Below are 23851 nucleotides of genomic sequence, written 5' to 3' on the forward strand. Positions count from 1 at the left end.
TCACTTCGGGCAGGCATTGTCCGTGGTGTAATCGTGAACTTTGACGGTGCCCGCAATGATGTCGGCCTTGGCCTTGTCGACGGCAGCCTGCATCTCCGGCGTGATCAGCGGCTTGTTGTTCTCGTCCATGGCGGCGGCAACGCCGTCTTCTTTGATGCCGAGAGACTGGACGCCCGCCGTGAACTTGTCGCTCTTGGTGTCGTTGAAGGCGTTGTAGACGGCGAGATCGACGCGCTTGACCATCGAAGTCAGAACGGAACCCGGATGCAGGTGGTTCTGGTTGGAATCGACGCCGATCGACAGTTTCTTGTTGTCGGCTGCCGTCTGCAGAACGCCGAGACCGGTTGCACCGGCTGCCGCGTAAACGACGTCGGCACCCTGGTCGATCTGGTTCTTGGTGAGCTCGCCGCCGCGAACCGGGTCGTTCCAGGCTGCACCGGTCGTGCCGGTCATGTTCTGGAAGACTTCGATGTCTGCCTTGGCGGCGCGTGCGCCCTGCTCGTAGCCGCATTCGAACTTGCGGATCAGCGGAATGTCCATGCCGCCGACGAAGCCGACCTTGCCGGTCTTCGACGCCATGCCGGCGAGAATGCCGACGAGATAGGAGCCTTCCTCTTCCTTGTAGAGAACGGAGCGGACGTTCGGCTTGTCGACGACGGAGTCGACGATGATGAACTTGGTGTCCGGGAATTCAGCGGCAACCTTCTCGACAGCCGAGGTCCAGGCGAAGGAAACGGCAACGACCGGGTTGAAGCCGCGGCTTGCGAAGTTGCGGATAGCCTGCTCGCCCTGGGTGTCGCCGGTCGGCTCGAAATCGCGGTAGGCGATGCCGGTTTCCTTCTTGAACTTTTCAGCGCCGTTGAAGGCAGCTTCGTTGAAGGACTTATCGAACTTCCCGCCGGTGCCGTAAACGAGCGCCGGCTTGATGTCGGCGGCAAGCGCCGTCGTCGACATCGCTGCCACGGCAAGGAGGGTGAGAAGGGATTTTTTCATGAGTTTGCAGCCCTGTTGTTGCTATTTGTTTGGGGTCCTCCCGCAAGCCTTTTTCAGGCATGTCTGCGGAACCACCGACCTCCCCCCGGAGGCCTGGCTGCGTGCATCCTTGCATGGCTCAACGAAAAATTCACGAGAAATTTTTCGGTTGGTAAAGATTTGCCATGATTGCCGAAAATCAGTCCACAGGTCCTGAATTCTGGGCAAATCGACCGCTAAAATGCGGATTTTCTAACCAATGCCCTGGCGGCATCAGGCTCATCATCCGGCCGTTTCAGGAACTGCCGATTGCACTTTTTCAGACCCTCCGGCCCTTCAGCTATGCGGTAAAGCGGCCGGCCACCGGCGGCTTCTTGTAACCGATCATCCACAGGATGAGCGAGAGCACCAGAAACACGGCAAAGGCCGGCTGCAGCATCAGCCACTGGAAGATGAAGGCGTAGAAACGCGGATGGACATAATAGGAAACGGAAGACTGCAGCGCGATCAGCGTCGTAGGGCTGACATCCTGCCATGCATCCGACATCGGGGTCATGACCACTTGCGAGGATGCGACGGACTGAATGGAATCGATGGCTCCGGCAATGACGGCAACTGCCAGCGCAAACAGGCTGGCAAGACGCAACAAGAAACGCATCAAATCCTCCGACGACGGGTGTGCCTGATGTCCGGCGAGCCGCGCCATTTTCCACTCAAGCCTAGAGATAGGCTTGGAGCGGGCACGGCGCAATGGACGGCATGCGCGCAGTTTTATCGGAAGAAGTCAAAAAACTGTTAGATTTGGGTTGATCGGCAAAAATTCATCGGTATATATCGCGCCGTTCCGACGATTTGCTCCTCTCCGGTGCGAAACGCAAAATGGACAGGTGGCCGAGTGGTTGAAGGCGCACGCCTGGAACGCGTGTGTACGTGAAAGCGTACCGAGGGTTCGAATCCCTCTCTGTCCGCCATTTCTGAAAAAAAACGGGAACGCCGCTTCCCGCCGATCTTCCTTCCTTCGCAGTTACCAGCATACGCAACAGCGTGCTTCTGCTCCTCATGATACGCACGGCGGCATTGGCCCGCGCCTGATCGCGAATCTACGTCAGGCCGGTGATACGCTCGCCAGGAACGGATTCCGTTGGGTCGATTGCCCAGGTCGACTGCATGCGAAGTGACGCCTTAAGCCCGCTTGGTGGCTTCCGGCCACTATACCGCTGGTCAGCAGGATATGAGTGCCCGGCCCAGAAGTGAGATTTCGTCAGCAATTCTGGCGGCGTAAAAAAGGCCTGCCTCGGTTCGAGGCAGGCTTTGAGTCGTTGTGGCTCGCTTTTGGGGCCGGCTGCATTTCACTTCGTGATGTGGGCAATCGCCTCAAAAATGACCTTCGCGACTTCTGATGACCGGGAAATGTGCGGAGCGTGTCCGGCTTGCAGAGTGGTCACGTTTGCCGAAATCTTCTGCGCCATTGCAATCTGAAGATCTGGCTGGATCATGCGATCTTGCTCACTCACCACATACCAGGACGGCTTCGTCGTCCAGGCGGCTGCGGACACCTTGCCGTCGAAGTTCTGGGCGTGGGTTGGATGCTGCGTGGCGAATATCACCTTGGTCTGCTCAGGTGCGATGTCCTGAGCAAGGTGCTGCTGCACTCCTTCCAGCGTCAAGGTCAGGAAACCATTTTTGTCTGCCTGCACGTGGCTAAAGCCGGAAGGGGGCGGATAGTCCTTGGCCGTTTCGTTGACCGACATTCCTTCGGACAGCGCGAAGGCAGCCACATAGACGAGCGCTTTCACATTGTCGTTCTCGCCAGCTTCGGTAATCACGGCTCCGCCGTACGACCAGCCGACAAGCACCACCGGGTCTTTTAGGTTGTCAAGCGCGCGCTGGGTGGTCGCAATGTCGTCTGCCAGGGACGTCAGCGGGTTCTGTACGGCTACGACATTCACGCCTTTTTCTTGAAGCAGGGAGATCAACCGGCTCCAGGTTGATCCGTCGGCCCACGCTCCATGCACAAGGACGACGGTTGGTTGCTGTGCACCGGAACTGGTGGCGGCGCTTGTTGTATCAGAGACAGGCTGCATGGCTTTATGCCTTTCTTTCTATGTGATGCTGACGTGGTCAGTCGTGGGGTGAGGACAGCTTTCATGCGCATTGTAATAATGAAACACAGTGGGTAAAATGGGCGCATCATTTCAATAATGGAAATGGATAGTTTCTAATGGACAGATTCGCCGGCATGAGAGTCTTCGTAAAGGCCGTTGAAGCGGGGTCCATCTCCTCAGCGGCGCTCGAGTTGGAGATATCCTCACAGCTTGCCGGTAAGCAGATACGCGCCCTGGAGGACGGATTGGGCGTGAAGTTGCTGGCCAGAACGACGCGCCGGCAAAGCCTTACCGACAGCGGGCAAGTGTTCTACGAGCGAGCGAAGAACATTCTCGCGGAAATGGACGTGGCGGAAGCGCTGATGGCGGAGACAAGGTCGGAGCCCAGGGGGAGGCTGCGTATCAGCGCCCCGGTGACCTTTGGCAGCCACGCGCTCGCGCCCGGACTTTCAGAATATCTCAGGCGACACCCCGAGGTGTCGGTGGACCTCAATCTGACGAACCGAAATGTCGATCTGGTCGAGGAGGGCTTCGATGTGATCTTTCGCGCCGGCGACCTTCCCGACAGCAGCCTCATCGCGAAGCGTCTTGCGCCCTATCACCTCATTCTCTGTGCCGCGCCTGCCTACATAGAGTCCGCGGGCAGCCTGGAGACACCGCAGGATCTAGCCGCGCACGAATGCCTGATCTTCACTCATTCATCGCTTCGCACCCACTGGTCATTCATTGGGCCAGAAGGCCGAGTGACGGTTCCGATCGCGGGCCGCTTCTGTGCCAACAGTGGCGAAGCGCTACGCGCCGCGGCGCTCTCGGGCATGGGCATCCTTTTTCAGCCCTACGAGCTTGTTGCTGATGAGATATCCGCAGGCAAACTGGTCCGGCTCCTCCCTGAATATGAACCACCACCGCGTGCCCTACATGCACTTTATGCGTCAGATCGACAGATGACGCCCAAACTTCGGAGCTTCCTGGATTTCACAACTGAGAAGTTTGGTGAGGGAAAACGTCGTGAGATTCGCGATTAGAACCCTGCCCATTCTGCTTCCCGATCAGGCATTAAGGAGGGCCATTGAGGGGAATAGCGTAGACATAGTTTCCGTTTCGTCGTTCTCGACCCGCCATTCACATTCGGATAACTCACGACCTGCACATCGTTTATTCTGGTTGAAATCCAAGCCTCCTCCACAACGCCATCGCAAGACGATAAGGTGGTCCAAACTTTCAGCACACAGCCACTTCATTGCCAACGACGCAGAGGGGGAGACCAGCGATGGCGAATTTCAAGGCTGAGGACGAAGCGATCGGGACGATCATCCTGGTGGAGGAACTGTTTCAATCCCTGGTCAAGTCCGGCATCGTGCCTGCAGCCGTCATGGCTGATGTCGTGCGCGGCGCGGTTGCGAGGCTGGATACGACCGATCATTTCGGCGCGGGTGCGGCTGTGCGCCACTATTTCGAAAGCTGGCTGTCGAAATAGATAGCCTCTTGCGGAAGCAAGATCGGCAATCACGCCAAAGTCGGAAGAGTGCGGGCCTGATCTCGGGCTCCGACTGCATAGGATGCATAGGATGCAGGGGCAGTTTTCAACGCTCCCTAGGAAATGTCAGATTCAATATCTGTCGTGTCACCATCTGACATTTCTCACGCGAAGTATGGAAAAATCCTATGCAAGTTATGCATCCTATGCAGAGAGGTGGCTGAAAGCGCCTCATCGGGGCGGGATTATCGGTCGGCTGCCGCGATGAACATCCATTTCGACGAGAGCATCCGTGCGGACTGGCGTTGTCATGGAGCCAGCGCCCTGGCCTCAGCTTTTCCCCGCGTTTTCGACTTTCCAAAGAGCCGCGTTCACGCGGTTCTTCCCCGCGCTGACGATCATCTGCCCGTTGACGATCCGCCCGCAGTTCTTACGCAGGAAGCCGCTGAAGCGCGTCGTATTCAGCCGCCCGCGCTCGATGAGATCGCCAAGCGCTTCCACCAGCGCTTCATGCCGGCGGTTACCAACAGGATCGAAGGCCCCCTCCTCCACCATCCTGGCAATGTCAGCCGCAGCCCAGGACTTGCCGGCCGGCAGCGCTGACAGGATCGCCGAGGTTCGCTCTTTCTCCGGGTCGTTGTCGCGGATCCTGGCCGCATTGCCGAGCGGATCGGGCAGGCCGAGCCAGACGAGCGCGGAGCGGACGAGATTGGACCAGTGCTCGAAGGAACCGAGGGCCGGCGAGACCTTGTCTGCCTCATTCGCCACGAAGGCCCGCAGGACGGTCAATCCTGATGTGACGATCTCCACCCGCTGGCGGCGCGCATCCTCGACGACGTCGCTCGCAAAGACGCGCTCTTCCGGTCGCTCGACGCCGGCATCGAGATTGATCAAGACCACGCGCCGCGTCAGGTCGCCGGCGAAGCGCAAGCCATTTCCCGTGGCGCAGAGCATCGCCGTCGTTGCCGAATCCAGCGAGGCGGTCTTGCCGAGCGGGCGAATGTTGATTTCCTCCTGGGACAGGACCTGGCAGAGGTGATCGGAGCGAAGCGCCACCGACAGGTTGTCGAGATTGATGAAGCTGTCGCCATGCAGGAGACGCGACTCCAGGACCTTGCGCAGCTCGTTATCGTCGCCCGCATAGGAATTGACCGCTGCGGGCCGGCCGGTCGCGAGAATGGCGGCAACATCCACCAGCTTGGATTTGCCCGTACCGGGCGCCGTCGCATTCACGCCGAAGAGCGGCGCGGTCTTCAGGCCGGGGCGGACGATTGCCGTCAGGATCATGGCGAGTGCTGCCGATTCATCGATGCCGCTCACGAAGGGGAAGCTCGCCACAAGCTTCCTGATACTGTCCAGCGCCGTTATGGCTGTTGCCCTATCGGGGCGTTCGGGGATTTCGGGCCATGCCTTGTCCGATTCGAAGAGTATGGCGGATTGCCGGTCGAAGCCCTTGACGTTGATGACGGTGCCATCGCTGCGCATCGTCGGCTGAGATACGACCGCCCTGATCTGCGGGAAAGACCAGTCCCCGTGCCGGGCAATGACGGATCTCGCGACCAGCGCCGGGCAGGACACGGCGTTGTAGCCGGGCGGACTTTTTGCGTCGGGTTTCAGCCAGCGCACGTATTTCGTCAGCACTCCGATCATCACATGTTCATTGGCGGTGACCAGCACCGTCTTTTCCTTCCCCGTGATGCGGACGGCGTGATAGAGGACCGTGTCGCGGGCATAGAGCGGCGCGCCGGCCTCGACTGCCAGGCGGCAGGCATCCGTTACCGCTTCCGAAAGGTCGCCTTCATGGAAGATCAGCGTCGGCCGTTCGTCTTCCTCTCTGGTCGGTGGGGGCAGGTCACGGACGACCGGTTTGCGCCGCGATGCGCGGCCCACAGGCTCGACCGGTTTTTCGTCCTCTGCATCCGCGGCCGCGAAGGGGCGCATGGTGGCACGCATGAAGGCATTGATCTCAGCCGGCGTCCATCCGTCATCGAGCGCATCGGCGCAGTCCCAGCCGCGGCCTGGAAACAGGCCGGCGCGCCAGTCCTCGAAACGATAGCATTCGCGCTCACTGGCGGCATCGACATCGGCAAGGCCGACAAGCCGGATGCGCGCTCCAAGGCTCATCAGGTGCAGCGCGATTTCATGCGCCGCCGCCATGCCCGGGCGATCGAAATCCGGCCATATCAGCACGTCGCGGCCGGAGAGGAGCGACCAATCGGCGTGCTTGACGCCCTGCGTCCCGCCCGCCCAGGAAACGACCGCCCGCCCGCTCGCCATGCTGAGCCTGTCGCGGCACTTCTCGCCCTCGACAATGATCACTTCTTCCTCGCCGATATCTGGCCGGTCGCCGATATCCTGCAGACCGTAGAGCGGCCGCGGCTTGGCGAACGGCAAGCGGCACCATGTCTCCGTTCCGTCGGGCAGGCGGGCAAACATGACCATCGGCGTTTCCTTGCCGCCGTCGGCGAGATCATGGCGCAGCACGTAGCCAAGGAGCGAACCATCGACGTTGCGATAGGGAAAGACCATCGACGGCGCAAAGGAGCCCCATTCGGAGCGCCCGCCCCTGCGCTTGGGATTATAGAGCCTGATACGCTGGCCGGGCGCCGGCACCTCCGCAGGCGGCGGCAGGGCCGTTATGCCCTCATAGACATCCGGCGCCCTGGCCTGCTCTAGCCGGGCGTTCGGCCGGCTGCCGATGCCGCCGCCGAGGATGCGGATCGCTTCAGGCAGATCGACGCCCTTCACCTCCCGCACGAAATCAAGGACATCGCCTTGCTTGCCGCAGCCGAAGCAATGGAAACGCTCCACTCCATCGTGTGCTATGAAAACCTTGAACGATGGCGTGTCTTCGGCATGGAACGGGCAGCAGGTTTCGAACTCCCGTCCATTCCGGCCGAGCTTGTAGCCATATTGCGTGACGGTCGAAGACAGCGACACGTCGCGCCGCAGACGTGCGATATCGTCAATGTCGCCCGAGGATGCGTATGCATGTGTTCGTGACATGAAATTTTCCGGGTGAAAGGTGGAGCTGCTTGTTTCCCTTCTCCCCAGCGGGGAGAAGGTGGCTCGAAGAGCCGGATGAGAGGGCCACGGATACCGGCGGATGATGCTGTTATACGCCGGCGGTGTCTGCTCGATGCTGTCATCGAGAGAGCTGTTGATGGCAAGCGCGGTGCCTGACCGATGAAGGCGCTAGTCCGAAACCTGGAGGTTCCGGTTGACGAAATCCTGCAGATCCGCCGGGCGGAACAGCGTGCGGGAACCGAGTTTCACGAAGGGAAGCTGGCCGGCCTTCACCTGCCGGTAAATGCTGGCGCGGCTGATGCCGGTTGCCTCTGTGACTTGCCTGATGTTCAGCAGAATTTTCGGGGTGACTTCCACGGTCTCTCTCCAGATCCTGACGTATCCAGGCGTATCTGTAGAGGCGGATAGTTGAGAGGAAGAAGTCACGCCGATGCGGCGGGCATCTCCTTTGGCTCAACACACATTTGGCACCCCCTGCCCGCCATCTTCCCGAAGACACCAAAAATGGATTGCGATGGCATGCGCTTGTCCCGGCTCCTGGTAAGGCTTGGCAAAGCAAAACCCGGTAACGATCCGATGTGGCGCGATCCGGAGCGAGAGGGGCGGCAAGGGCTGCTGCCCGCCGGGACGCGACCATGCGGGGACCTACCATGAAGAAGCTCATCATTGCGGCCGCTTTCGCGGCATTCCTGCCTGTGATGGCCCAGGCGGAAACGCTGGAATTTCCGAGCGACGATCCGGTCGCGAGCGTGACCATTCCCGACAATTGGGGGCCGAAGGAGACGGAGACCGGCATCGACGCCCAGTCCGAGGATTCGGCGATCTATCTTTCGATCGACGTTGCCGATGAAAAGACGAGCGACAAGATCATCGACGAGGCCTTCGCCTTCCTGCAGAAGAATGGTGTCACCATAGACGAAAAGACCCAGAAGGAATCCGAAGCCGAAATCAACGGCATGAAGATGAAAACCTTCGACTGGGACGGCAGCGACAAGGAAGGGCCGGTCAATATCGGCGTCGCCGTGCTTTCGCCAAGCGAAGGCAAGCTGCTCCTGATCACCTACTGGGGCACCAAGGGCAAGCAGGATGCCCATGACGACGAGCTGATCGCCATCATCAGCTCGCTGAAACCGGCCGGCTGAGCTTACCCGATGCGAGGCGCTGCCGCCAGGGCGGCGCCTTATTGCATTCGGGAACAAGAGCGCGCCGGCACAGTTCCTGTCCCATGGCAAAAACAGGCACGATCCGCATCGGCATATCGGGATGGACCTATGCGCCCTGGCGCGGCGTCTTCTACCCTAGGGGATTGGCTAGGAAGAGCGAGCTTGCCTATGCCTCGCGGCAATTTCCCTCCATCGAGATTAACGGCACATTTTACGGGCTGCAGAAGCCGGATGCTTTCGCCAGCTGGCGCGATGAAACGCCCGATGGTTTCATCTTTTCGGTGAAGGGCTCGCGCTACATCACCCATCTGAAGCGCCTGCGCGACATCGAGAAACCGCTTGCCAATTTCCTCGCCTCCGGCCTGCTGCGACTAGGCCCGAAGCTCGGGCCGATGCTCTGGCAATTTCCGCCGAGGCAGACATTCGATGCCGAGCTCTTCGACCGTTTTCTGGCAATGCTGCCCAGGGATACGGATGCTGCGGCCGATATGGCGAAACGGCATGACGAACGGCTCAACGGCCGCGCCTGGACGAAGAGCGAGACGGCACAGCCGATGCGCCATGCGCTGGAAATCCGCCACGACAGTTTCTGCACACCCGGCTTCATCGAACTGCTGCGCAAGCACAATGTCGGGCTGGTGGTTGCCGATACCGTGGAATGGCCGCTGCTGATGGATGTGACGGCTGATTTCGTCTATTGCCGCCTGCATGGATCGGAGCAGCTTTACGTCAGCGGCTACAGCGGCGAGGCGCTCGATCGCTGGGCCGGGCGCATCGATGCCTGGACGCACGGGATCGAGCCCGGCGACGCCAATCGCATCAAGCCGCCGCTGAAACGCTCGGCAAAAGGCCGCGATGTCTATGTCTATTTCGACAATGACGTGAAAGTACGCGCGCCGGCCGATGCCCGTTCGCTCGCCGAGAAGCTCGGTATCGCCCTGCCACCGGATGACAGTGTCACCATCCAGCCGAAACGCCGTGGCGGAAAGCCTGTCACCGAGGAGCCGCGCCAGCATTGGCCGGCGTTGCGCACCTCACCTTAGAACCCGGTCGGATGGCTCCAAGATCCGGATGAGGGGCCACGAGCACCAGTCCAGCCGTCAAAAAGCGACCTCAGCCCTCTCAAGAACAACACCGAAGAGCGCATCGGCATCGGCTGTTGGCATCCGCGGCCCCCTCATCCGCCCTTCGGGCACCTTCTCCCCGCTGGGGAGAAGGGAATGAAGACGCCGCTGCACGCCCCTTCTCCCCTCGGGGAGAAGGTGGCTCGAAGATCCGGATGAGGGGCTACGGGCGCCAGTCCAGCCGTCAAAAGGGATCGCAGTTTTAGACCAGCACGGCCTGATCGGTCCGGTCCTCGGTGCCGAAGAATTTCAGGTAGCGCTCGACCTCGGCCGGTTCGCCGGTCGCTTTCTGCGGATTGTCCGAGAGCTTCACCGCCGGACGGCCATTGGCGTCGCTCACCTTGCAGACGATGGAAATCGGCAGGAAATCGGAACTGTCGTTCGGCGCGCAGCCGGCGAAGTCGTTCGTCAGGTTCGTGCCCCAGCCGAAGCTCATGCGCGCGCGGCCTTCGAAATGCCTGTAGGTGTCGATGATCGCATCGACATCCAAGCCATCGGAGAAGATCAGGAGCTTCTGGCGCGGGTCGCGGCCCATCTTCTTCCACCAGTCGATGATCTTCTCGCCGCCTTCGATGGGCGGGGCGCTGTCCGGGCGGAAGCCGGTCCAGTCGGCCACCCATTCCGGCGCGTCGCGCAGGAAGGCAGCCGTTCCGAAGGCGTCCGGCAGCACGATCAGCAGGTTGCCGCCGTAGAGCTTGTTCCAGTCGCGCAGCACCTTGTAAGGCGCGTTCTTCAACTGCTCGTCCGTCTCGGCGAGAGCTGCGGCGACCATCGGCAGCTCGTGCGCATTGGTGCCGACGGCTTCGAGATCGGAATCCATAGCCAGCAATACATTGCTGGTGCCGGTAAATGCCGGGCCGATGCCTTCCTTCAGCGCTTCCACGCACCAGCGCTGCCAGAGGAAGCTGTGGCGGCGGCGGGTGCCGAAATCGGAAATCCTGAGGCCGGGCAGCTCGCGCAGCTTCTCCACCTTGGCCCACATCTTGGCCTTGGCTCGGGCATAGAGAACATCGAGCGTAAAAGGCCCCATCGCCTTCATGGCCGCGCGGGAGCGCATCTCGTTGATGATGGCAAGGGCCGGGATTTCCCACATGGTCGTTTCCTTCCACGACCCATGGAAATCGAGCACATATTGCCCGTCCTTCTTGGAGAGCTCGTATTCCGGCAGCTGGAAATTGGAGAGCCAGGCGAGGAATTCCGGCTCGAAGATCTGGGCGCGGCCATAGAAGCTGTTACCGGCGAGCCAGATCATTTCTTTCTTGGCGAGCCTCAGCGTGCGCGCATGATCGAGCTGTTCGCGCAGTTCGCCCTCGTCGATCTGTTCGGCGAGACGCACGCGCTTGGTGCGGTTGATGAGGGTGAAGGAGGCGTTGACGTCCGGATAGAGCTTCCAGATCATCTGCAGCATCAGGAGCTTGTAGAAATCCGTATCGATCAGACTGCGCACGATCGGATCGAGTTTCCAGGTGTGATTGTAGACGCGCCTTGCGATATCGGTCCTGGCCATGAAGCTCCTGCCTGTCCGTCAATCCGGTCAGGTGCGGCGCCTCAAACGGCCAGCGCACAAACCGGCTCGTGCGCTTTCTTATCGAAAAATCGATCGGCAAAGTCCAGAAAAAACAACAGGCAACGTCCCACAGCGGGAATGGCTGCGGGACGTGATTTAAATGCCTGATATCCGCACACTATCGTGCTGACGGCGCGGGCTGAGCCGGGGCTGGGCCGCCATTCTGCGGCGGAGTTGCCGGAACCTCAGACTGCATCTGCTGACCGGGCTGCTGCGGGGCGACATCATCGGCTTCCTTCTGACCCCAGATCTCGACGGGGATCCAGACAAGGAAGGCCAGCACCAGCGCGGCAACCAGCACGGTCAGGATGCGATAACCCGTACGACCCTGCCTGGCCTTGACAGGCGAAATCCGTTCTTCGGCATGAAGCTTGCGATCGGACTTTTCCCACCGCGTTTCCATACGAGCCATGGTCGTCTCCTTGCGGTATTCCGCGGGCAAGGCTCACGGAACTTCGGATAGGAAACGAGAGTGGTGCCGGATGGTTCCGAAGGGCTTTCTAGAGCATGTCGTTATCGCAAAACCGCTGCACAGTTTTGCGGAATAATGTCGCAAATGCCACCAGCCGAAAGCGCGAGCGTCTTACAAGTTCAGGTCCGAGAGCCCCAGCGGTCATTGTCTGCTTCGCGCCAAAAGCGGTCATTGGGAAAGCTAGCGCTTGTACTTAGGTTTTAGTCGCCTGCCCTTGGTGGCCTTGCGTGAAAGTCATCAACCCCAGTGTCGCTTTAGTCGAGTTTCTTGTGGTACTGAATCCACCGGCAAATGATACGTGATGCTGCTCACGAGCGGTCAGCCCGCACCGCGAGGCGGCAAAGTGCGTTTAGAAACGCCAAGCAAGTGGGAGCGGGACCAGCCATGACGGCCACGTCGCGAGCAGCCCTTTGTGTGCAGTTACAAAGTCAAATGCGGTCAAGCAAACGGACACGTTCTGTTGGAAAAAGGGAAGGTGAACCACAGGAGTATCCATGCCCCTTTTGGATAGGCTGATCTGGCAAATTGAAACAAATCTGGACTCAGAGCTGTCCCTTCCATCATTGTCGGAACGTTGCGCCGTCAACGTCCACCATATGTGTCGAGCGTTTCAACTCGCCACCGGAATGTCGATCATGTCCTACGTGCGGGCGCGCAGGCTGTCCAACGCAGCCCGCGTGATCGTATCGAGCAATGCCAACATTATCACGGTCGCGTTGGACGCAGGCTACGGTTCACATGAGGCTTTCACACGCGCCTTCGCAAGCTATTTCGGCACTGCACCAAGCAGCTTGCGCAATGGGCGCTTCGCTCTGGAACTAGAACTTATGGAGCCGTTTGAGATGAATAAAGAAATGATCGTTCCGGTCCGCCCGCCCCAGAAACGCGAACGTGCGCCCTTTCGTGTCGTCGGCCTCGGCACTGACTGCTCGTTCGCGAAAACAGGAGCCATTCCGGCGCTCTGGCAATCCTTTTTCGCGCGTGAAAGCAACATCGTCGGTGTAGTGCCAGGAGCAGCTTATGGTGTTTGCTGTATGGGCGATGAGGCAGGCAATTTCCGCTACATCGCCGGCGTCGAGGCGTCGGCTTCAACGCCGGGGATGGAGCAGATCGAGCTGTGTTGGCAGCATTATGCCGTATTTACACACAGCGGGCATATCTCCGATCTGTCAAAAACCATCTACACGATCTGGAACAAGACAATGCCAGAATCCGGGCTTGAGGCCGCCAAAGCACCTGACTTTGAACTATATGACCACCGGTTCGATGGCGGAACTGGCCGTGGTGAGATGGAGATATGGATACCGGTCGTCACGTCCTGATCGCGCAACTGCCAATCTTTGTGGCGGCGAATGACCGCTTTGGGCCGGAAACGGACATTGGCAGCGCTTGCTCAATAGTTCCGCGCTTTTGCGCGACTCGCGCTACAGCGTCGGCCCGAAAATCGGAAGCGATTTTCGGAAAAGCTGATGCTAAGAATCAAAGAGTTAGAGCGTCCTTTGTGCGTCCGAACGGATGCACGGCGCTCTAGTACCCCGCCTTGCGGTCGACGACGAATTGCAGCGGCTCGCCGCGTTCGAGGCGGGCGATCTGGGTTTCGACGTGGCGGAACAGCGCGTTTTCTTCGGAGATCGCGGCGTCATGCGGAGTGATGAAGACATTCTCCAGATGCCAGAGCGGATCGTTCGCCGGCAGCGGCTCGACCTCGAAGACATCGAGCGAGGCGCCGCCGAGCACGCCGCTTTCAATCGAGGCGACGATATCGGCCTGGACCTGGCTCTTGCCGCGGCCGGCATTGATGAAAACAGGCTTGCCGAGCGCGCCGCCCTGGCGAAGCCTCTTGAAGAAGGCCTTGTCGTAGAGGCCGGTCGTGTCAGGCGTCAGCGGCAGCAGGCCGACAACGATATCGGTCTTCGACAGGAATGTGTCGAGCTGCGGGCCGTCGAAGGTTTCGATGCCTTCAACCTGCTTCTTCGAGCGCGACCAGCCGATCACGTTGAAGCCCATGACCCTGAGCTTGGCGACGGCATCCTGGCCGAGAATGCCGAGACCCATGACGCCGACAGTGACTTCGGCGGCTTCCGGCGGGACGAGCTTGCCCCAGACACGGTCGCGCTGGTCCCGGTCATGCGCGCGCTGCAGGCGCAGGTGCATGAGGCACTGCATGACGACCCATTCGCTCATGCGCGTCGTCAGGCTGCGATCGGCGAAGCGGACGATCGGGATATCGGGCAGATCGGGAATGGACAGGATGCTATCGACCCCGGCACCGCCGGAAAACAGCACCTTCAGGTTCGGCGCGCGCTTGAAGATATCGGCATCCGGTTTCCACAGCAGCGCATAGTCGATACCGGTCAGATCGAGCGCCTTGCTCGCGGGATCGGCAAGGTTGATGCTGCCGCGGTCGGCAAAGGCGGTCTTGAGAATGCGGGCAACGGTCTCGGGGTCGAACTTGAGATCGACGAGAATTGGAAGTCTTGATGACATGATCTTCTTTACTGCTGCCCGTTTTTATTGCTGAACGGCTGATGTGGGTACCGCCTCGATATTGAAGGCGGCGGCCATCAGCGCCCTGGTATAGTCATCCTTCGGCGCCTGGAAGATTTCCGCCGACGGCCCCTGCTCCACCACCTTGCCGAAGCGCATGACGATGACGTCGTTGGCGAGCGCCTTGACCACTTTCAGGTCGTGGCTGATGAAGAGATAGGCGAGATCGTGCTTCTTCTGCAGGTCTCGCAGCAGATCCACCACCTGCGCCTGCACGCTCATGTCGAGCGCCGAGGTCGGCTCATCGAGCATGACGAAGCGCGGTTTCAGCACCATGGCGCGGGCGATCGCGATGCGCTGGCGCTGGCCGCCGGAAAATTCATGAGGGAAACGCCAGCGGGTGAGCGGATCGAGGCCGACTTCTTCCAGCGCCCAGCAGACGCGCTGGTCGCGCTCCTCGGCCGAGAGCGAGCGCTCGTGCACTTTCAAGCCTTCTGCAACGATATCGCCGACGGACATGCGCGGGCTCAGCGAGCCGTAGGGATCCTGGAAGACGACCTGCAGCTGGTTGCGCAGCGGCCGCATATCCGTGAATGAATAGCTGGCTATATCCTTGCCGACGAAGGAAATGCGGCCCTTCGACGAAATGAGGCGGGTCAGCGCCAGGCCGAGCGTAGTCTTGCCGGAGCCGGATTCACCGACGACGCCGAGCGTCTGTCCGGCCCTGAGCGTCAGGTCGATGCCATCGACAGCCTTCACATGGTCGACGACCTTGCGCATGAGGCCGGCCTTGATCGGGAACCAGACCTTGATGTCATTGCCTTCCATGACGACAGGCTTGGAGGGATCGGTCACCGGCGGTTCGCCGCGCGGCTCGGAGGCGAGCAGATGGCGGGTATAGTCGTGCTTCGGATTGGTGAAGACCTCTTCCACCGGTCCGGTTTCGACGATCTTCCCCTTGGTCATCACACAGACACGGTCGGCGAATTTGCGCACGATGCCGAGGTCGTGGGTGATGAAGAGCATGGACATGCCGTGCTCGCCTTTCAGCTTGCGCAGGAGCTCGAGGATCTGCGCCTGGACGGTGACGTCGAGCGCGGTGGTTGGCTCGTCGGCAATCAGCAATTCCGGCCGATTGGCGAGCGCCATGGCGATCATCACGCGCTGGCGCTGGCCGCCCGAGAGCTCGTGCGGATAGGCCTTCAGGCGCTTTTCCGGCTCGCGGATGCCGACCTGGTTCAGCAGTTCCAGCACCCGGGTACGCGCCGCCTGCCCGGTCACGCCCTGATGCAGGGCCAGGATTTCGGCAATCTGCCCTTCGATCGTATGGAGCGGATTGAGCGAGGTCATCGGCTCCTGGAAGATCATGGTGATGTCGTTGCCGCGCACCGCGCGCATCTCGCGATCGCCAGCCTTCAGGAGATCCTTGCCCTTGAAGAGGATTTCGCCGCTCGGATGGCTGGCGGCGGGATAGGGCAGAAGCCGCAGCACCGAATTCGCCGAGACCGACTTACCGGAACCGGATTCACCGACCAGTGCAACAACCTCGCCCTTGCCGATATCGAAGGAGATGCGGTCGACGGCGAGCGAGGTTTCGCCGCCCTGATGGAAGGCGACCGAGAGATCGCGGACGGAGAGCAGCGGTTCTGTCATTCGACTGGATTTTTCAGGAGGGAGGAAAGAGTGGGTTCATCCGGGCGAAGAACGGTCAAGGGCCGAGCTTCCGTTGTCCGCCCATATCTGCGATGGGTGAGCCGGTATTCGTCCTTTATTCCCCGATCGTCCGTCAGGACATGCGAACAGTTTGCACCGATGGCCGTCGATAGATGAATGGCGTCCGGTAATTTCAGGCTGCCATATTGAGACCGCAGCACAGCAGCATATCGAAGTGTGGGCGGAACGATCGGGAGCACTTCAAGCCAGCTGTTCGTTAGGATCAGCCCTTCATAAACATCAATCAGACTGTCGTCATTCTGACGATATGGCGTCACCAGAAGCTCGGATAGCGTCAACTCACTCGTCACAAATCTCGGCTCGGCATCAGCATCGCCTGCTGCAAGCAGTTGAGCGAGGCGATCACTCGTCTCGTCCCGCCTCTCGAATGCCATGATGAAAATATTCGTGTCGAGATAAATTCTACTGACACCTTGCATCAATCATCCCATTCATCCCGCAGCCGACGAATTCTAGCGACCGCTTCCTCGGCACTCACCGATGGCCTGTCTTCCGCTTTTATGCGCCGAATGGCGGCGAGGGTTTCGCCTCTGGTCATCGGCTTCCGCTCAATCTTCGGCAGGTTTCTGAAACCCGGAAAAGGGTCTCTCTCCTCATCCTTGGCTTCCTCCTCAATCACCACACGCACCATGGCGTCTTTCTCCAGGCCCTTTCGGAGTTCTTCCGGCAGATTCGATGCAGGATAATGCTCAAACACGATCTTGTTCATCGGCCTGTGCCTCAAAAGTTGCGTCATACCCAACCTTAGTCTGAACGTCTGCAAATGACGAGATGACTCCACTCATCCGAACGTCTTTCTCGGATCGAAGGCATCGCGCACCGCCTCGCCGATGAAGATCAGCAGCGACAGCATGATCGACATGGTGAAGAAGGCCGTCAGCCCGAGCCATGGCGCCTGAAGATTGGCCTTGCCCTGGGCGATCAGTTCACCGAGCGAGGGAGAGCCCGGTGGCATGCCGAAACCCAGGAAGTCGAGCGAGGTCAGCGTGGTGATCGAGCCCGAGAGTATGAAGGGCAGGAAGGTCAGCGTCGCCACCATCGCATTCGGCAGCATGTGCCGCCACATGATGGTGCGGTTGTTGACGCCAAGCGCCCTTGCAGCCCGGACATATTCGAAATTGCGGGCGCGCAGGAACTCGGCGCGCACGACGCCCACGAAGCCCACCCAGGAGAAGAGCAGCATGATGCCGAGCAGCACGAAGAAGCCGGGCGGCAGGATGGCGGCGATGATCAGCAGAATGTAGAGCACCGGCATCGAGGACCAGATCTCGATGAAACGCTGGAAAAACAGGTCCGTCCAGCCGCCGAAATAGCCCTGGATGGCACCGGCCGTCACGCCGATGACGGCCGAGCAGATGGTGAGCACCAGGCCGAAGAGAACGGAAATGCGGAAACCGTAGATGACGCGGGCGAGCACGTCGCGGGCCTGATCGTCGGTGCCGAGCCAGTTGAGATTGCCGAGCCTGCAGCCGGGATCGTTGACGCCCTCAGGATAGGCCGAGCAGCGCTCCTGCGATGACATCAGCCAGAAGGGCGCGGTCGGGGCCGAATGCGGGATATTGGAATTGACCGACTGGTAGGAATAACGGATCGGCGGCCAGATCATCCATCCGTTGGCCTCGATCTCATCCGATATAACGGAGGAGCGATAGTCCGTTTCGGCCAGGAAGCCGCCGAACTTCTCCTCGGGATAATCGATGATGACGGGGAAAAGGATCTCGCCCTTGTAGGAGGCGATGATCGGCCTGTCATTGGCGATGAACTCGGCAAGCAAGCTGAGCACGAAGAGGACGAGGAACAGCCAGAGCGACCAGTAGCCGCGCCTGTTGGCCTTGAAGTTCCGCCACCGCCTGACGTTGGTCGGTGACAAGATGCCCTTGCGGGGCGGGCGGACGGGCGCTGATGTCGTTGGGTTTGCGGCGACATCCATCAGACATCCCTCCGCTCGAAATCGATGCGCGGATCGATCCAGGTATAGATCAGGTCCGAAATCAGGCCGACGAAGAGGCCGAGCAGCGAGAAGATGTAGAGCGTCGCAAAGACGATCGGATAATCGCGGTTGACGACGGAGAGGTAGCCGAGGCGGCCGAGGCCATCGAGCGAGAAGATGTTTTCGATCAGGAGCGAGCCGGTGAAGAAGGCGGAGATGAAGGCGCTCGGGAAGCTCGCAATGACGATCAGCATGGCATTTCGGAAAACATGGCCGTAGAGCACCTGCCGTTCATTCAGGCCCTTGGCGCGCGCGGTAATGACATATTGCTTCTTGATCTCGTCGATGAAGGAATTCTTGGTCAGAAGCGTCGTCGTGGCAAAGGATGCCAGCGACAGCGAGATCAGCGGCAGCGTGAGGTGCCAGAAATAATCGAGCGGCTTCTGCCACCAGGCGAGCTGGTCGAAATTGTCCGAGACGAGGCCGCGCAGAGGGAACCAGTCATAGAAGGAGCCGCCGGCGAAAAGCACGATCAGAAGGATGCCGAAGAGGAAACTCGGCACGGCATAACCGATGACGATGATGCCTGACGTCCAGACGTCGAAGGTCGATCCGTCCTTCACAGCCTTGCGAATGCCGAGCGGGATGGAGATGGCGTAGGAGAAGATCAGGATCCAGATGCCGAGCGAGATCGAGACCGGCAGCTTCTCCTTGATGAGATTGAGAACGCTCGTATTGCGGAAGAAACTCTCGCCGAAATCGAAGCGGATATAGTTCCACATCATCTCGCCGAAGCGGGTCAGCGGCGGCTTGTCGAAGCCGAACTGCTTTTCGAGCTTGGCGATGAACTCCGGATCGAGGCCCTGCGCACCGCGATATTTCGAACCTTCTTCGCCGCCACCTCCGCCGAGAAGATCGCCGCCTCCGGACAGGCGCTGGTCGGCGCTGTCGGCCTGACCGGTCAACTGGGCGATCACCTGCTCGACGGGGCCGCCGGGCGCGAATTGAACGACGATGAAGGAAATCGCCATGATGCCGACGATGGTCGGTATCATCAGAAGCAGGCGGCGAATGACATAGGCGCCCATCAGCCTTCAGCCTCCGGAAATGTTTTTCTCGTCTGCCCGCCGTCCAGTCTAATGCCGCTCAATCCGCCAGCCTTCCCTTGTCGGCCCCCGCCGACGTGTCGTGATTCGCTCGTGCCATTTGGAGCCCCGGCCCCCTTCATTGCAAGCCCGCTCATTTTGCCGAGGTAGACCACCAGGCTGCGGGGAAGCCCAGGCCGTAGGCCGGAAACTCGGCCGGCCGCGTGATCGTGTTCCAATAGGCGATGCGGGATGTCCTGGAGTAAAACAGCGGCACGACATAATGATTGGCGAGCAGGACGCGGTCCATCGCTTTGATCGCTGCGACCTGTTCGGCCCGGTTCGGCGCGAAAATAACCATGCGGATCAGAGCATCGACGGCAGGATCGGCAATACCGGCATAGTTGCGCGAACCCGTCTGTTTCGCCGCCTCGGAACCCCAGTAGTCGGCCTGCTCGTTGCCGGGATTCATCGTCTCGCCCCAGATGCCCCAGATCATGTCGTAATCGAAGCTTCTGACGCGGTTGGTATATTGCGAGGCATCGACCGTGCGCAGGCGTGCATCGACGCCGATCTTCCTGAGGTTATTCGTGTAGGGAAGAACCGAACGTTCGAAAGAAGGGTTGGACAAGAGGATTTCGAAACTCATCGGCTGGCCGGTCGCCACGTTGACCATGCGATTGCCCTTGAGCTCCCAACCCGCCTCCTTGAAAAGAGCAATGGCCTTGCGCAGGTTGTCACGAAGCTTTTGCGGGTCACCTGCAACAGGATTGGTGTAGGGCGTCGTGAAGACCGCAGGGGGAACCTTGTCCTTCAGACCCTGCAGTATTTCCAGCTCACGCCCCTGCGGCAGGCCGGAGGAGGCGAGTTCGGTATTCCAGAAATAGCTGTCGATCCGCTCGAAGGCGTTGTAAGCGAGGTTGCGATTGAGGTCCTCGAAGTCGAAGGCATAGTTCAATGCCTCGCGCACCCTGATGTCCTTGAAGAGGTCGCGCCGCATATTGGGCACCAGGGCCTGCATGATGCCCGTCGCGCGCAACGCGTTCGTCGGCTCCTCGCGCTTGACGCGGCCATCCTTCACGGCAGGAAAATCGTAAGCCGTCGCCCAGCGGCTCGCCTGATTGTCCTGGCGATAATCCACGTTGCCGGCACGGAAGGCCTCGAACTCGACATCCCGATCGCCGAAGTAGCTGTAGATGACGTTGCGGAAATTGTTCTGGCCGACATTCACATTGAGGTCCTTGCCCCAATAATCGTCACGCAGTTCATAACGGATTGTCGCGCCGGGGGAGAAATCGGCGATCTTATAGGGACCGGAACCCATGACGGGTTCCAACGTCGTCCTGGAAATGTCGCGCGGCTTGCCATCCGGCCCAGGCGCCTCCCACCAATGTTTCGGGACGATCGTCAACTGGCCGAGAATATTCGGAAGCTCCCGGTTGTTCTTCTCGTCGAAGGTGAAGGTGACGTCGCGGTCGCCGGTCTTTTCGGCCTTCACCACGTGGCGGTAATAATTGAAGGTGAGCGGATTGAGTTCCTTGGTCTTGTCGAAGCTGAAGACCACGTCTTCGGGCGTCACCGGCTGGCCGTCCGCCCATTTCGCTTCCTTGCGCAGACGAAATGTCGCGCTGGAAACGTCAGGCGGGAAGGAGAGGCCTTCGGCAAGCAGGCCATAGGAAACAAGAAGCTCCTCATCGGCGGATTTCATCAGCGTGTCGTAGACCAGCGTCAGCCCGGTCGCCACCTCGCCCTTATCCAGCACGGGATTGAACGTATCGAACGTGCCTGTCGTCGAGAGACGAAGGTCGCCACCCTTCGGAGCGTTCGGATTGACGTAGTCGAAATGGGTGAAGCCGGGCTGATATTTCGGTTCATTGATAACAGAACTTCCGATGCGGAACTCCTGATCCTCCGCCATTGACGAAAGCGGAAGAAGAAGAACCGCAAGCGACAGAAACAGACCGATCTTCGACCACAGAGCCGCCATTCACGCTTTCCCCTGATTTTTCATTGATTCGACAATACGAGAAATGCAGGCGAAAAACAGGAAAGACTTTGTTTTTTACCGGGCTCGCGAAATTTTGACCTTAGCAGCGGAGGTCAGGGCGTCACTTCCTCGAGACGCTTGCGAAGCATGCGCCGCAGCTCTCCGACCAGGCGCGGATCGCCCGAGCCGTCGGGGTCGTTGGCGGCCGCGACGACGATGCGCAGCAGCTCCAGGACGAGGGCGCCCAGGAGATCGACATCGCGTTCCACCGAAGGCTCGGCATTCCTCAACAGCGCCGTGATGCTGGCACGAAGCTCCGCGCGCGACTTCGCCTTGCGCTCCTTGGGCACATCGCGCCGCGCGGCGAGAACCGGAAATTCCGGGTACTCCTCGATGAACCGGCCGAACCGCGTGAAAATCGCATCGCCGATTTCGGCAGCACTCTTCCCCCTGCTCTTTTCCGCGAGTTCGGCGAGCCCGCTGTTCAAACGCTGCAGGCGATCGATATGCAGCGCCTCGGCGAGCAGAAGCTTGGTCGGGAAGAACTGATAGAGCGAACCGATCGAAGAATTTGCGGCCGCGGCAATCTCCGTCATCGTCGCCGCATCATAGCCTTTTTCGAGAAAGACCCTGGCTGCCGCTTCCAGCAGGATCGCGACGCGCTCATGGCCGCGCTGGCGCTTCGGCACACGGGTCTGCGGTTCAGGGCTTGATTTTTGTGAGGCAATCCTCGTATTTGTCATTGTGAGGATTCCCTCATATTTCCTTCCCCGGAGATTCCCCATGTCCCTTTACGATCCCAGGACCACTGCACTCGTTTCCATCGACCTGCAAGGCTTCATCGTCGGCCGGCAGCTTGCGCCCCATCCCGCCCGGCAGGTGATCGAGAATACCGCGGCCATTGCCGCCAAACTGAAGTCGGAAGGCGGGACGGTGATCCTCGTTACCGTCGGATTCTCCCCGGACTATGCCGATGCTGTCAACCAGCCGGTGGACGAGCCGGCGGTTTTCCCCGAAGGCGGCCTTTCGGCGGCGGCACTTGCGGCACCGGCGGAAATCGCCGCGCTCGCCGTCGACGTCCATATCGTCAAGCGTCAGTGGAGCGCCTTCTACGGCACGGAGCTGGATCTCCAGCTTCGCCGCCGCGGCATCAGAACCGTCATCCTGACCGGCATCGCCACGAATTTCGGCGTCGAAGCGACGATCCGCGATGCGTATGCCCATAATTACGCTGTCCTCGCCGTCGAGGATGCGATGAGCACCTTCACCGCCGAAATGCATTCGCTTGCCTGCGAGCGCATCCTGCCGCGCCTTTCGCGCGTGCGCAAAACGGCCGAGGTTCTGGCCAACTGATCATGCTGCGGCGATCCGTCCCCGCGCCGCCTGCCAAATCATCGATTCACCAAAATTACTTTTCACGGTAGATTCGATTGCAAATCACCTTAGAGCGCCGTGCGTCCATTCGGATGCACAAAGGACGCTCTAATATTTTGGATCGACGCATCAGGCTTTCCGAAAATCGATTTCGATTTTCGGGCCGATGCTGCGGCAGCAGCAAGGGAACGGCATGGCTTTCGGCTTGACTCAGGCTTTCAGGACTTTCGGTAAACTGACGCTCGATTTCAGGACGTTTGGCAAGCTGACGCTTGCCGGCACAATAGGCGCAAGCCTTGTCGCCGGCGATGTCGGTGCACAGCAGAAGACGCCGAGCCCCGGCAGCGCCAAGGCGATTTTCGGTGCGGAGAAATTGCCGACGCAGGGGCCGGCGCAGCCGATTGGTTTTTACGCCAAGGGCTGCATGACCGGGGCCGAGGCGCTGCCGGCCGACGGGCCGACCTGGCAGGCGATGCGCCTTTCGCGCAACCGGCGCTGGGGCAATCCGGTGATGATATCGCTTCTGGAAAAATTCTCGCAGGATGCGCGTGCCAGGATCGGCTGGCCGGGTATCCTCGTCGGCGATATTGCCCAGCCGCGCGGCGGGCCGATGTTCAACGGCCATGCCTCGCACCAGATCGGGCTGGATGCCGATGTCTGGTTTACACCCATGCCCTCGCAGCGCCTGAGCTACGAACAGCGGGAAGACCTGCCCTTCACCACGATGTTGCAGAAGGACAAGTTCCTGACCGTCGACCCGAAAGTGTGGAGCGAGCAGCGGGCGGAACTCCTGATGCTGGCGGCAAGCTATCCGCAGGTCGAGCGCATCTTCGTCAACCCGGCAATCAAGAAGAAGATGTGCGACACCTGGACGGGCGACCGCACCAATCTCGCCAAGCTCAGGCCCGAATACGGGCACGATTCGCATTTCCATATCCGCATCAAGTGCCCACCGGGCGCCAAAGGCTGTACAGGGCAGGCGCCGGTGGCGGCCGGCGACGGCTGCGACAAGTCGCTTGCCTGGTGGTTCACCAAGGAGCCTTGGGCGGCGCCGAAGCCCAGCACAAAGCCGCCGAAGCCGCCGCGTGAGGTCATGGTTTCCGACCTGCCGAAGGCCTGCTCTGCCGTTGTCGATGCCCCGTCCATAGCCTCTACGGAAGCCGGGACCTATGGCGGTCCCTCCGCGGCGAGCGCACTGACTGCAGCCCCGGCTGCCGCACCACCCGTCGATACGGGCAGCGCGCTTCCTTCCGTCGGCCCGGTTCCGAACGACAAGCCGATGGTGCAATAGGCTTGATAGGCTGAACAGGCGGGCCGGCGGCTGTCTTTCAAATCACAAACGCCTGG

General features: G+C 60.2%; 22 protein-coding genes and 1 tRNA gene. 8 read left to right on the top strand and 15 right to left on the bottom strand.

Annotated features, from left to right (window positions below; genetic code table 11):
- Both H4W29_RS08480 and H4W29_RS08485 read right to left on the bottom strand, forming a co-directional pair.
- Complete coding sequence (locus H4W29_RS08480) at positions 1 to 993, bottom strand: BMP family lipoprotein (protein ID WP_192728534.1); 993 nt, start codon at positions 991 to 993, stop codon at positions 1 to 3.
- Between the two features lie 319 nt (positions 994 to 1312).
- Positions 1313 to 1630 carry a hypothetical protein gene (locus tag H4W29_RS08485; protein ID WP_192728535.1) on the bottom strand — a complete coding sequence of 106 codons (318 nt, stop codon included), beginning with the start codon at positions 1628 to 1630 and terminating at the stop codon, positions 1313 to 1315.
- Positions 1631 to 1853: 223 nt separating this feature from the next.
- Here H4W29_RS08485 and H4W29_RS08490 point away from each other — a divergent pair.
- A tRNA-Ser gene (locus H4W29_RS08490) sits at positions 1854 to 1943 on the top strand.
- Between the two features lie 378 nt (positions 1944 to 2321).
- Here H4W29_RS08490 and H4W29_RS08495 read toward each other — a convergent pair.
- On the bottom strand, positions 2322 to 3056 hold the full coding sequence (locus tag H4W29_RS08495; RefSeq protein ID WP_192728536.1) for an alpha/beta fold hydrolase: 735 nt from the start codon (positions 3054 to 3056) through the stop codon (positions 2322 to 2324).
- A 137-nt stretch (positions 3057 to 3193) separates the two neighbouring features.
- On the opposite strand from H4W29_RS08495, the gene H4W29_RS08500 reads away from it, so the two are divergent.
- Together H4W29_RS08500 and H4W29_RS08505 are read left to right on the top strand one after the other, a co-directional pair.
- On the top strand, positions 3194 to 4102 hold the full coding sequence (locus H4W29_RS08500) for a LysR family transcriptional regulator (RefSeq protein WP_192728537.1): 909 nt from the start codon (positions 3194 to 3196) through the stop codon (positions 4100 to 4102).
- 245 nt (positions 4103 to 4347) lie between these two features.
- The gene (locus tag H4W29_RS08505) at positions 4348 to 4554 is read left to right on the top strand and encodes a hypothetical protein (RefSeq protein ID WP_113320548.1); all 207 of its coding nucleotides are present in this window, start codon (positions 4348 to 4350) and stop codon (positions 4552 to 4554) included.
- Between the two features lie 330 nt (positions 4555 to 4884).
- On the opposite strand, the gene H4W29_RS08510 is transcribed toward H4W29_RS08505, so the two are convergent.
- Positions 4885 to 7560, bottom strand: a complete 2676-nt coding sequence (locus H4W29_RS08510; RefSeq protein ID WP_192728538.1) for a CHC2 zinc finger domain-containing protein — start codon at positions 7558 to 7560, stop codon at positions 4885 to 4887.
- 189 nt (positions 7561 to 7749) lie between these two features.
- Positions 7750 to 7938 carry a helix-turn-helix transcriptional regulator gene (locus H4W29_RS08515; RefSeq protein WP_192728539.1) on the bottom strand — a complete coding sequence of 63 codons (189 nt, stop codon included), beginning with the start codon at positions 7936 to 7938 and terminating at the stop codon, positions 7750 to 7752.
- 293 nt (positions 7939 to 8231) lie between these two features.
- Here H4W29_RS08515 and H4W29_RS08520 point away from each other — a divergent pair, with 293 nt between their 5' ends.
- A complete protein-coding gene (locus H4W29_RS08520) occupies positions 8232 to 8723 on the top strand; it encodes a histidine kinase (RefSeq protein ID WP_192728540.1) in 492 nt (163 codons plus the stop codon).
- 83 nt (positions 8724 to 8806) lie between these two features.
- Positions 8807 to 9787, top strand: a complete 981-nt coding sequence (locus tag H4W29_RS08525) for a DUF72 domain-containing protein (protein ID WP_192728541.1) — start codon at positions 8807 to 8809, stop codon at positions 9785 to 9787.
- A 283-nt stretch (positions 9788 to 10070) separates the two neighbouring features.
- On the opposite strand, the gene pncB is transcribed toward H4W29_RS08525, so the two are convergent.
- Both pncB and H4W29_RS08535 read right to left on the bottom strand, forming a co-directional pair.
- On the bottom strand, positions 10071 to 11375 hold the full coding sequence (gene pncB, locus H4W29_RS08530; RefSeq protein ID WP_192728542.1) for a nicotinate phosphoribosyltransferase: 1305 nt from the start codon (positions 11373 to 11375) through the stop codon (positions 10071 to 10073).
- Between the two features lie 178 nt (positions 11376 to 11553).
- On the bottom strand, positions 11554 to 11847 hold the full coding sequence (locus H4W29_RS08535) for a hypothetical protein (protein WP_192728543.1): 294 nt from the start codon (positions 11845 to 11847) through the stop codon (positions 11554 to 11556).
- A 554-nt stretch (positions 11848 to 12401) separates the two neighbouring features.
- On the opposite strand from H4W29_RS08535, the gene H4W29_RS08540 reads away from it, so the two are divergent.
- Complete coding sequence (locus H4W29_RS08540) at positions 12402 to 13229, top strand: AraC family transcriptional regulator (protein ID WP_192728544.1); 828 nt, start codon at positions 12402 to 12404, stop codon at positions 13227 to 13229.
- A gap of 205 nt (positions 13230 to 13434) precedes the next feature.
- On the opposite strand, the gene H4W29_RS08545 is transcribed toward H4W29_RS08540, so the two are convergent.
- The 8 genes from H4W29_RS08545 to H4W29_RS08580 form a co-directional block, all read right to left on the bottom strand.
- Positions 13435 to 14394, bottom strand: coding sequence for a 2-hydroxyacid dehydrogenase (locus H4W29_RS08545; RefSeq protein WP_192728545.1), 960 nt, complete (start codon positions 14392 to 14394; stop codon positions 13435 to 13437).
- Between the two features lie 24 nt (positions 14395 to 14418).
- Positions 14419 to 16047 carry an ABC transporter ATP-binding protein gene (locus H4W29_RS08550; RefSeq protein WP_192728546.1) on the bottom strand — a complete coding sequence of 543 codons (1629 nt, stop codon included), beginning with the start codon at positions 16045 to 16047 and terminating at the stop codon, positions 14419 to 14421.
- Complete coding sequence (locus tag H4W29_RS08555) at positions 16044 to 16547, bottom strand: type II toxin-antitoxin system VapC family toxin (RefSeq protein ID WP_192728547.1); 504 nt, start codon at positions 16545 to 16547, stop codon at positions 16044 to 16046. Before H4W29_RS08555 ends, H4W29_RS08550 begins: the two co-directional genes overlap by 4 nt.
- Complete coding sequence (locus H4W29_RS08560) at positions 16547 to 16837, bottom strand: hypothetical protein (protein WP_192728548.1); 291 nt, start codon at positions 16835 to 16837, stop codon at positions 16547 to 16549. The genes H4W29_RS08555 and H4W29_RS08560 overlap by 1 nt, the downstream gene beginning before the upstream one ends.
- A gap of 72 nt (positions 16838 to 16909) precedes the next feature.
- A complete protein-coding gene (locus tag H4W29_RS08565; protein WP_192728549.1) occupies positions 16910 to 18058 on the bottom strand; it encodes an ABC transporter permease in 1149 nt (382 codons plus the stop codon).
- Positions 18058 to 19146: a microcin C ABC transporter permease YejB gene (locus H4W29_RS08570; RefSeq protein ID WP_192728550.1), complete on the bottom strand. Its 1089-nt coding sequence runs from the start codon at positions 19144 to 19146 to the stop codon at positions 18058 to 18060. Before H4W29_RS08570 ends, H4W29_RS08565 begins: the two co-directional genes overlap by 1 nt.
- Positions 19147 to 19297: 151 nt before the next feature.
- Positions 19298 to 21130 (bottom strand): extracellular solute-binding protein, encoded by a 1833-nt coding sequence (locus H4W29_RS08575; protein WP_192728551.1) that lies wholly within the window; start codon positions 21128 to 21130, stop codon positions 19298 to 19300.
- 113 nt (positions 21131 to 21243) lie between these two features.
- Complete coding sequence (locus H4W29_RS08580; RefSeq protein WP_192728552.1) at positions 21244 to 21873, bottom strand: TetR/AcrR family transcriptional regulator; 630 nt, start codon at positions 21871 to 21873, stop codon at positions 21244 to 21246.
- Between the two features lie 40 nt (positions 21874 to 21913).
- On the opposite strand from H4W29_RS08580, the gene H4W29_RS08585 reads away from it, so the two are divergent.
- Together H4W29_RS08585 and mepA are read left to right on the top strand one after the other, a co-directional pair.
- Positions 21914 to 22483, top strand: coding sequence for a hydrolase (locus tag H4W29_RS08585; RefSeq protein WP_192728553.1), 570 nt, complete (start codon positions 21914 to 21916; stop codon positions 22481 to 22483).
- Between the two features lie 214 nt (positions 22484 to 22697).
- A complete protein-coding gene (mepA, locus tag H4W29_RS08590; protein ID WP_192728554.1) occupies positions 22698 to 23795 on the top strand; it encodes a penicillin-insensitive murein endopeptidase in 1098 nt (365 codons plus the stop codon).
- Positions 23796 to 23851: the final 56 nt, after the last annotated feature.

The organism is Rhizobium viscosum, from assembly GCF_014873945.1.
GTDB classification, from domain to species: Bacteria; Pseudomonadota; Alphaproteobacteria; order Rhizobiales; family Rhizobiaceae; genus Rhizobium; species Rhizobium viscosum.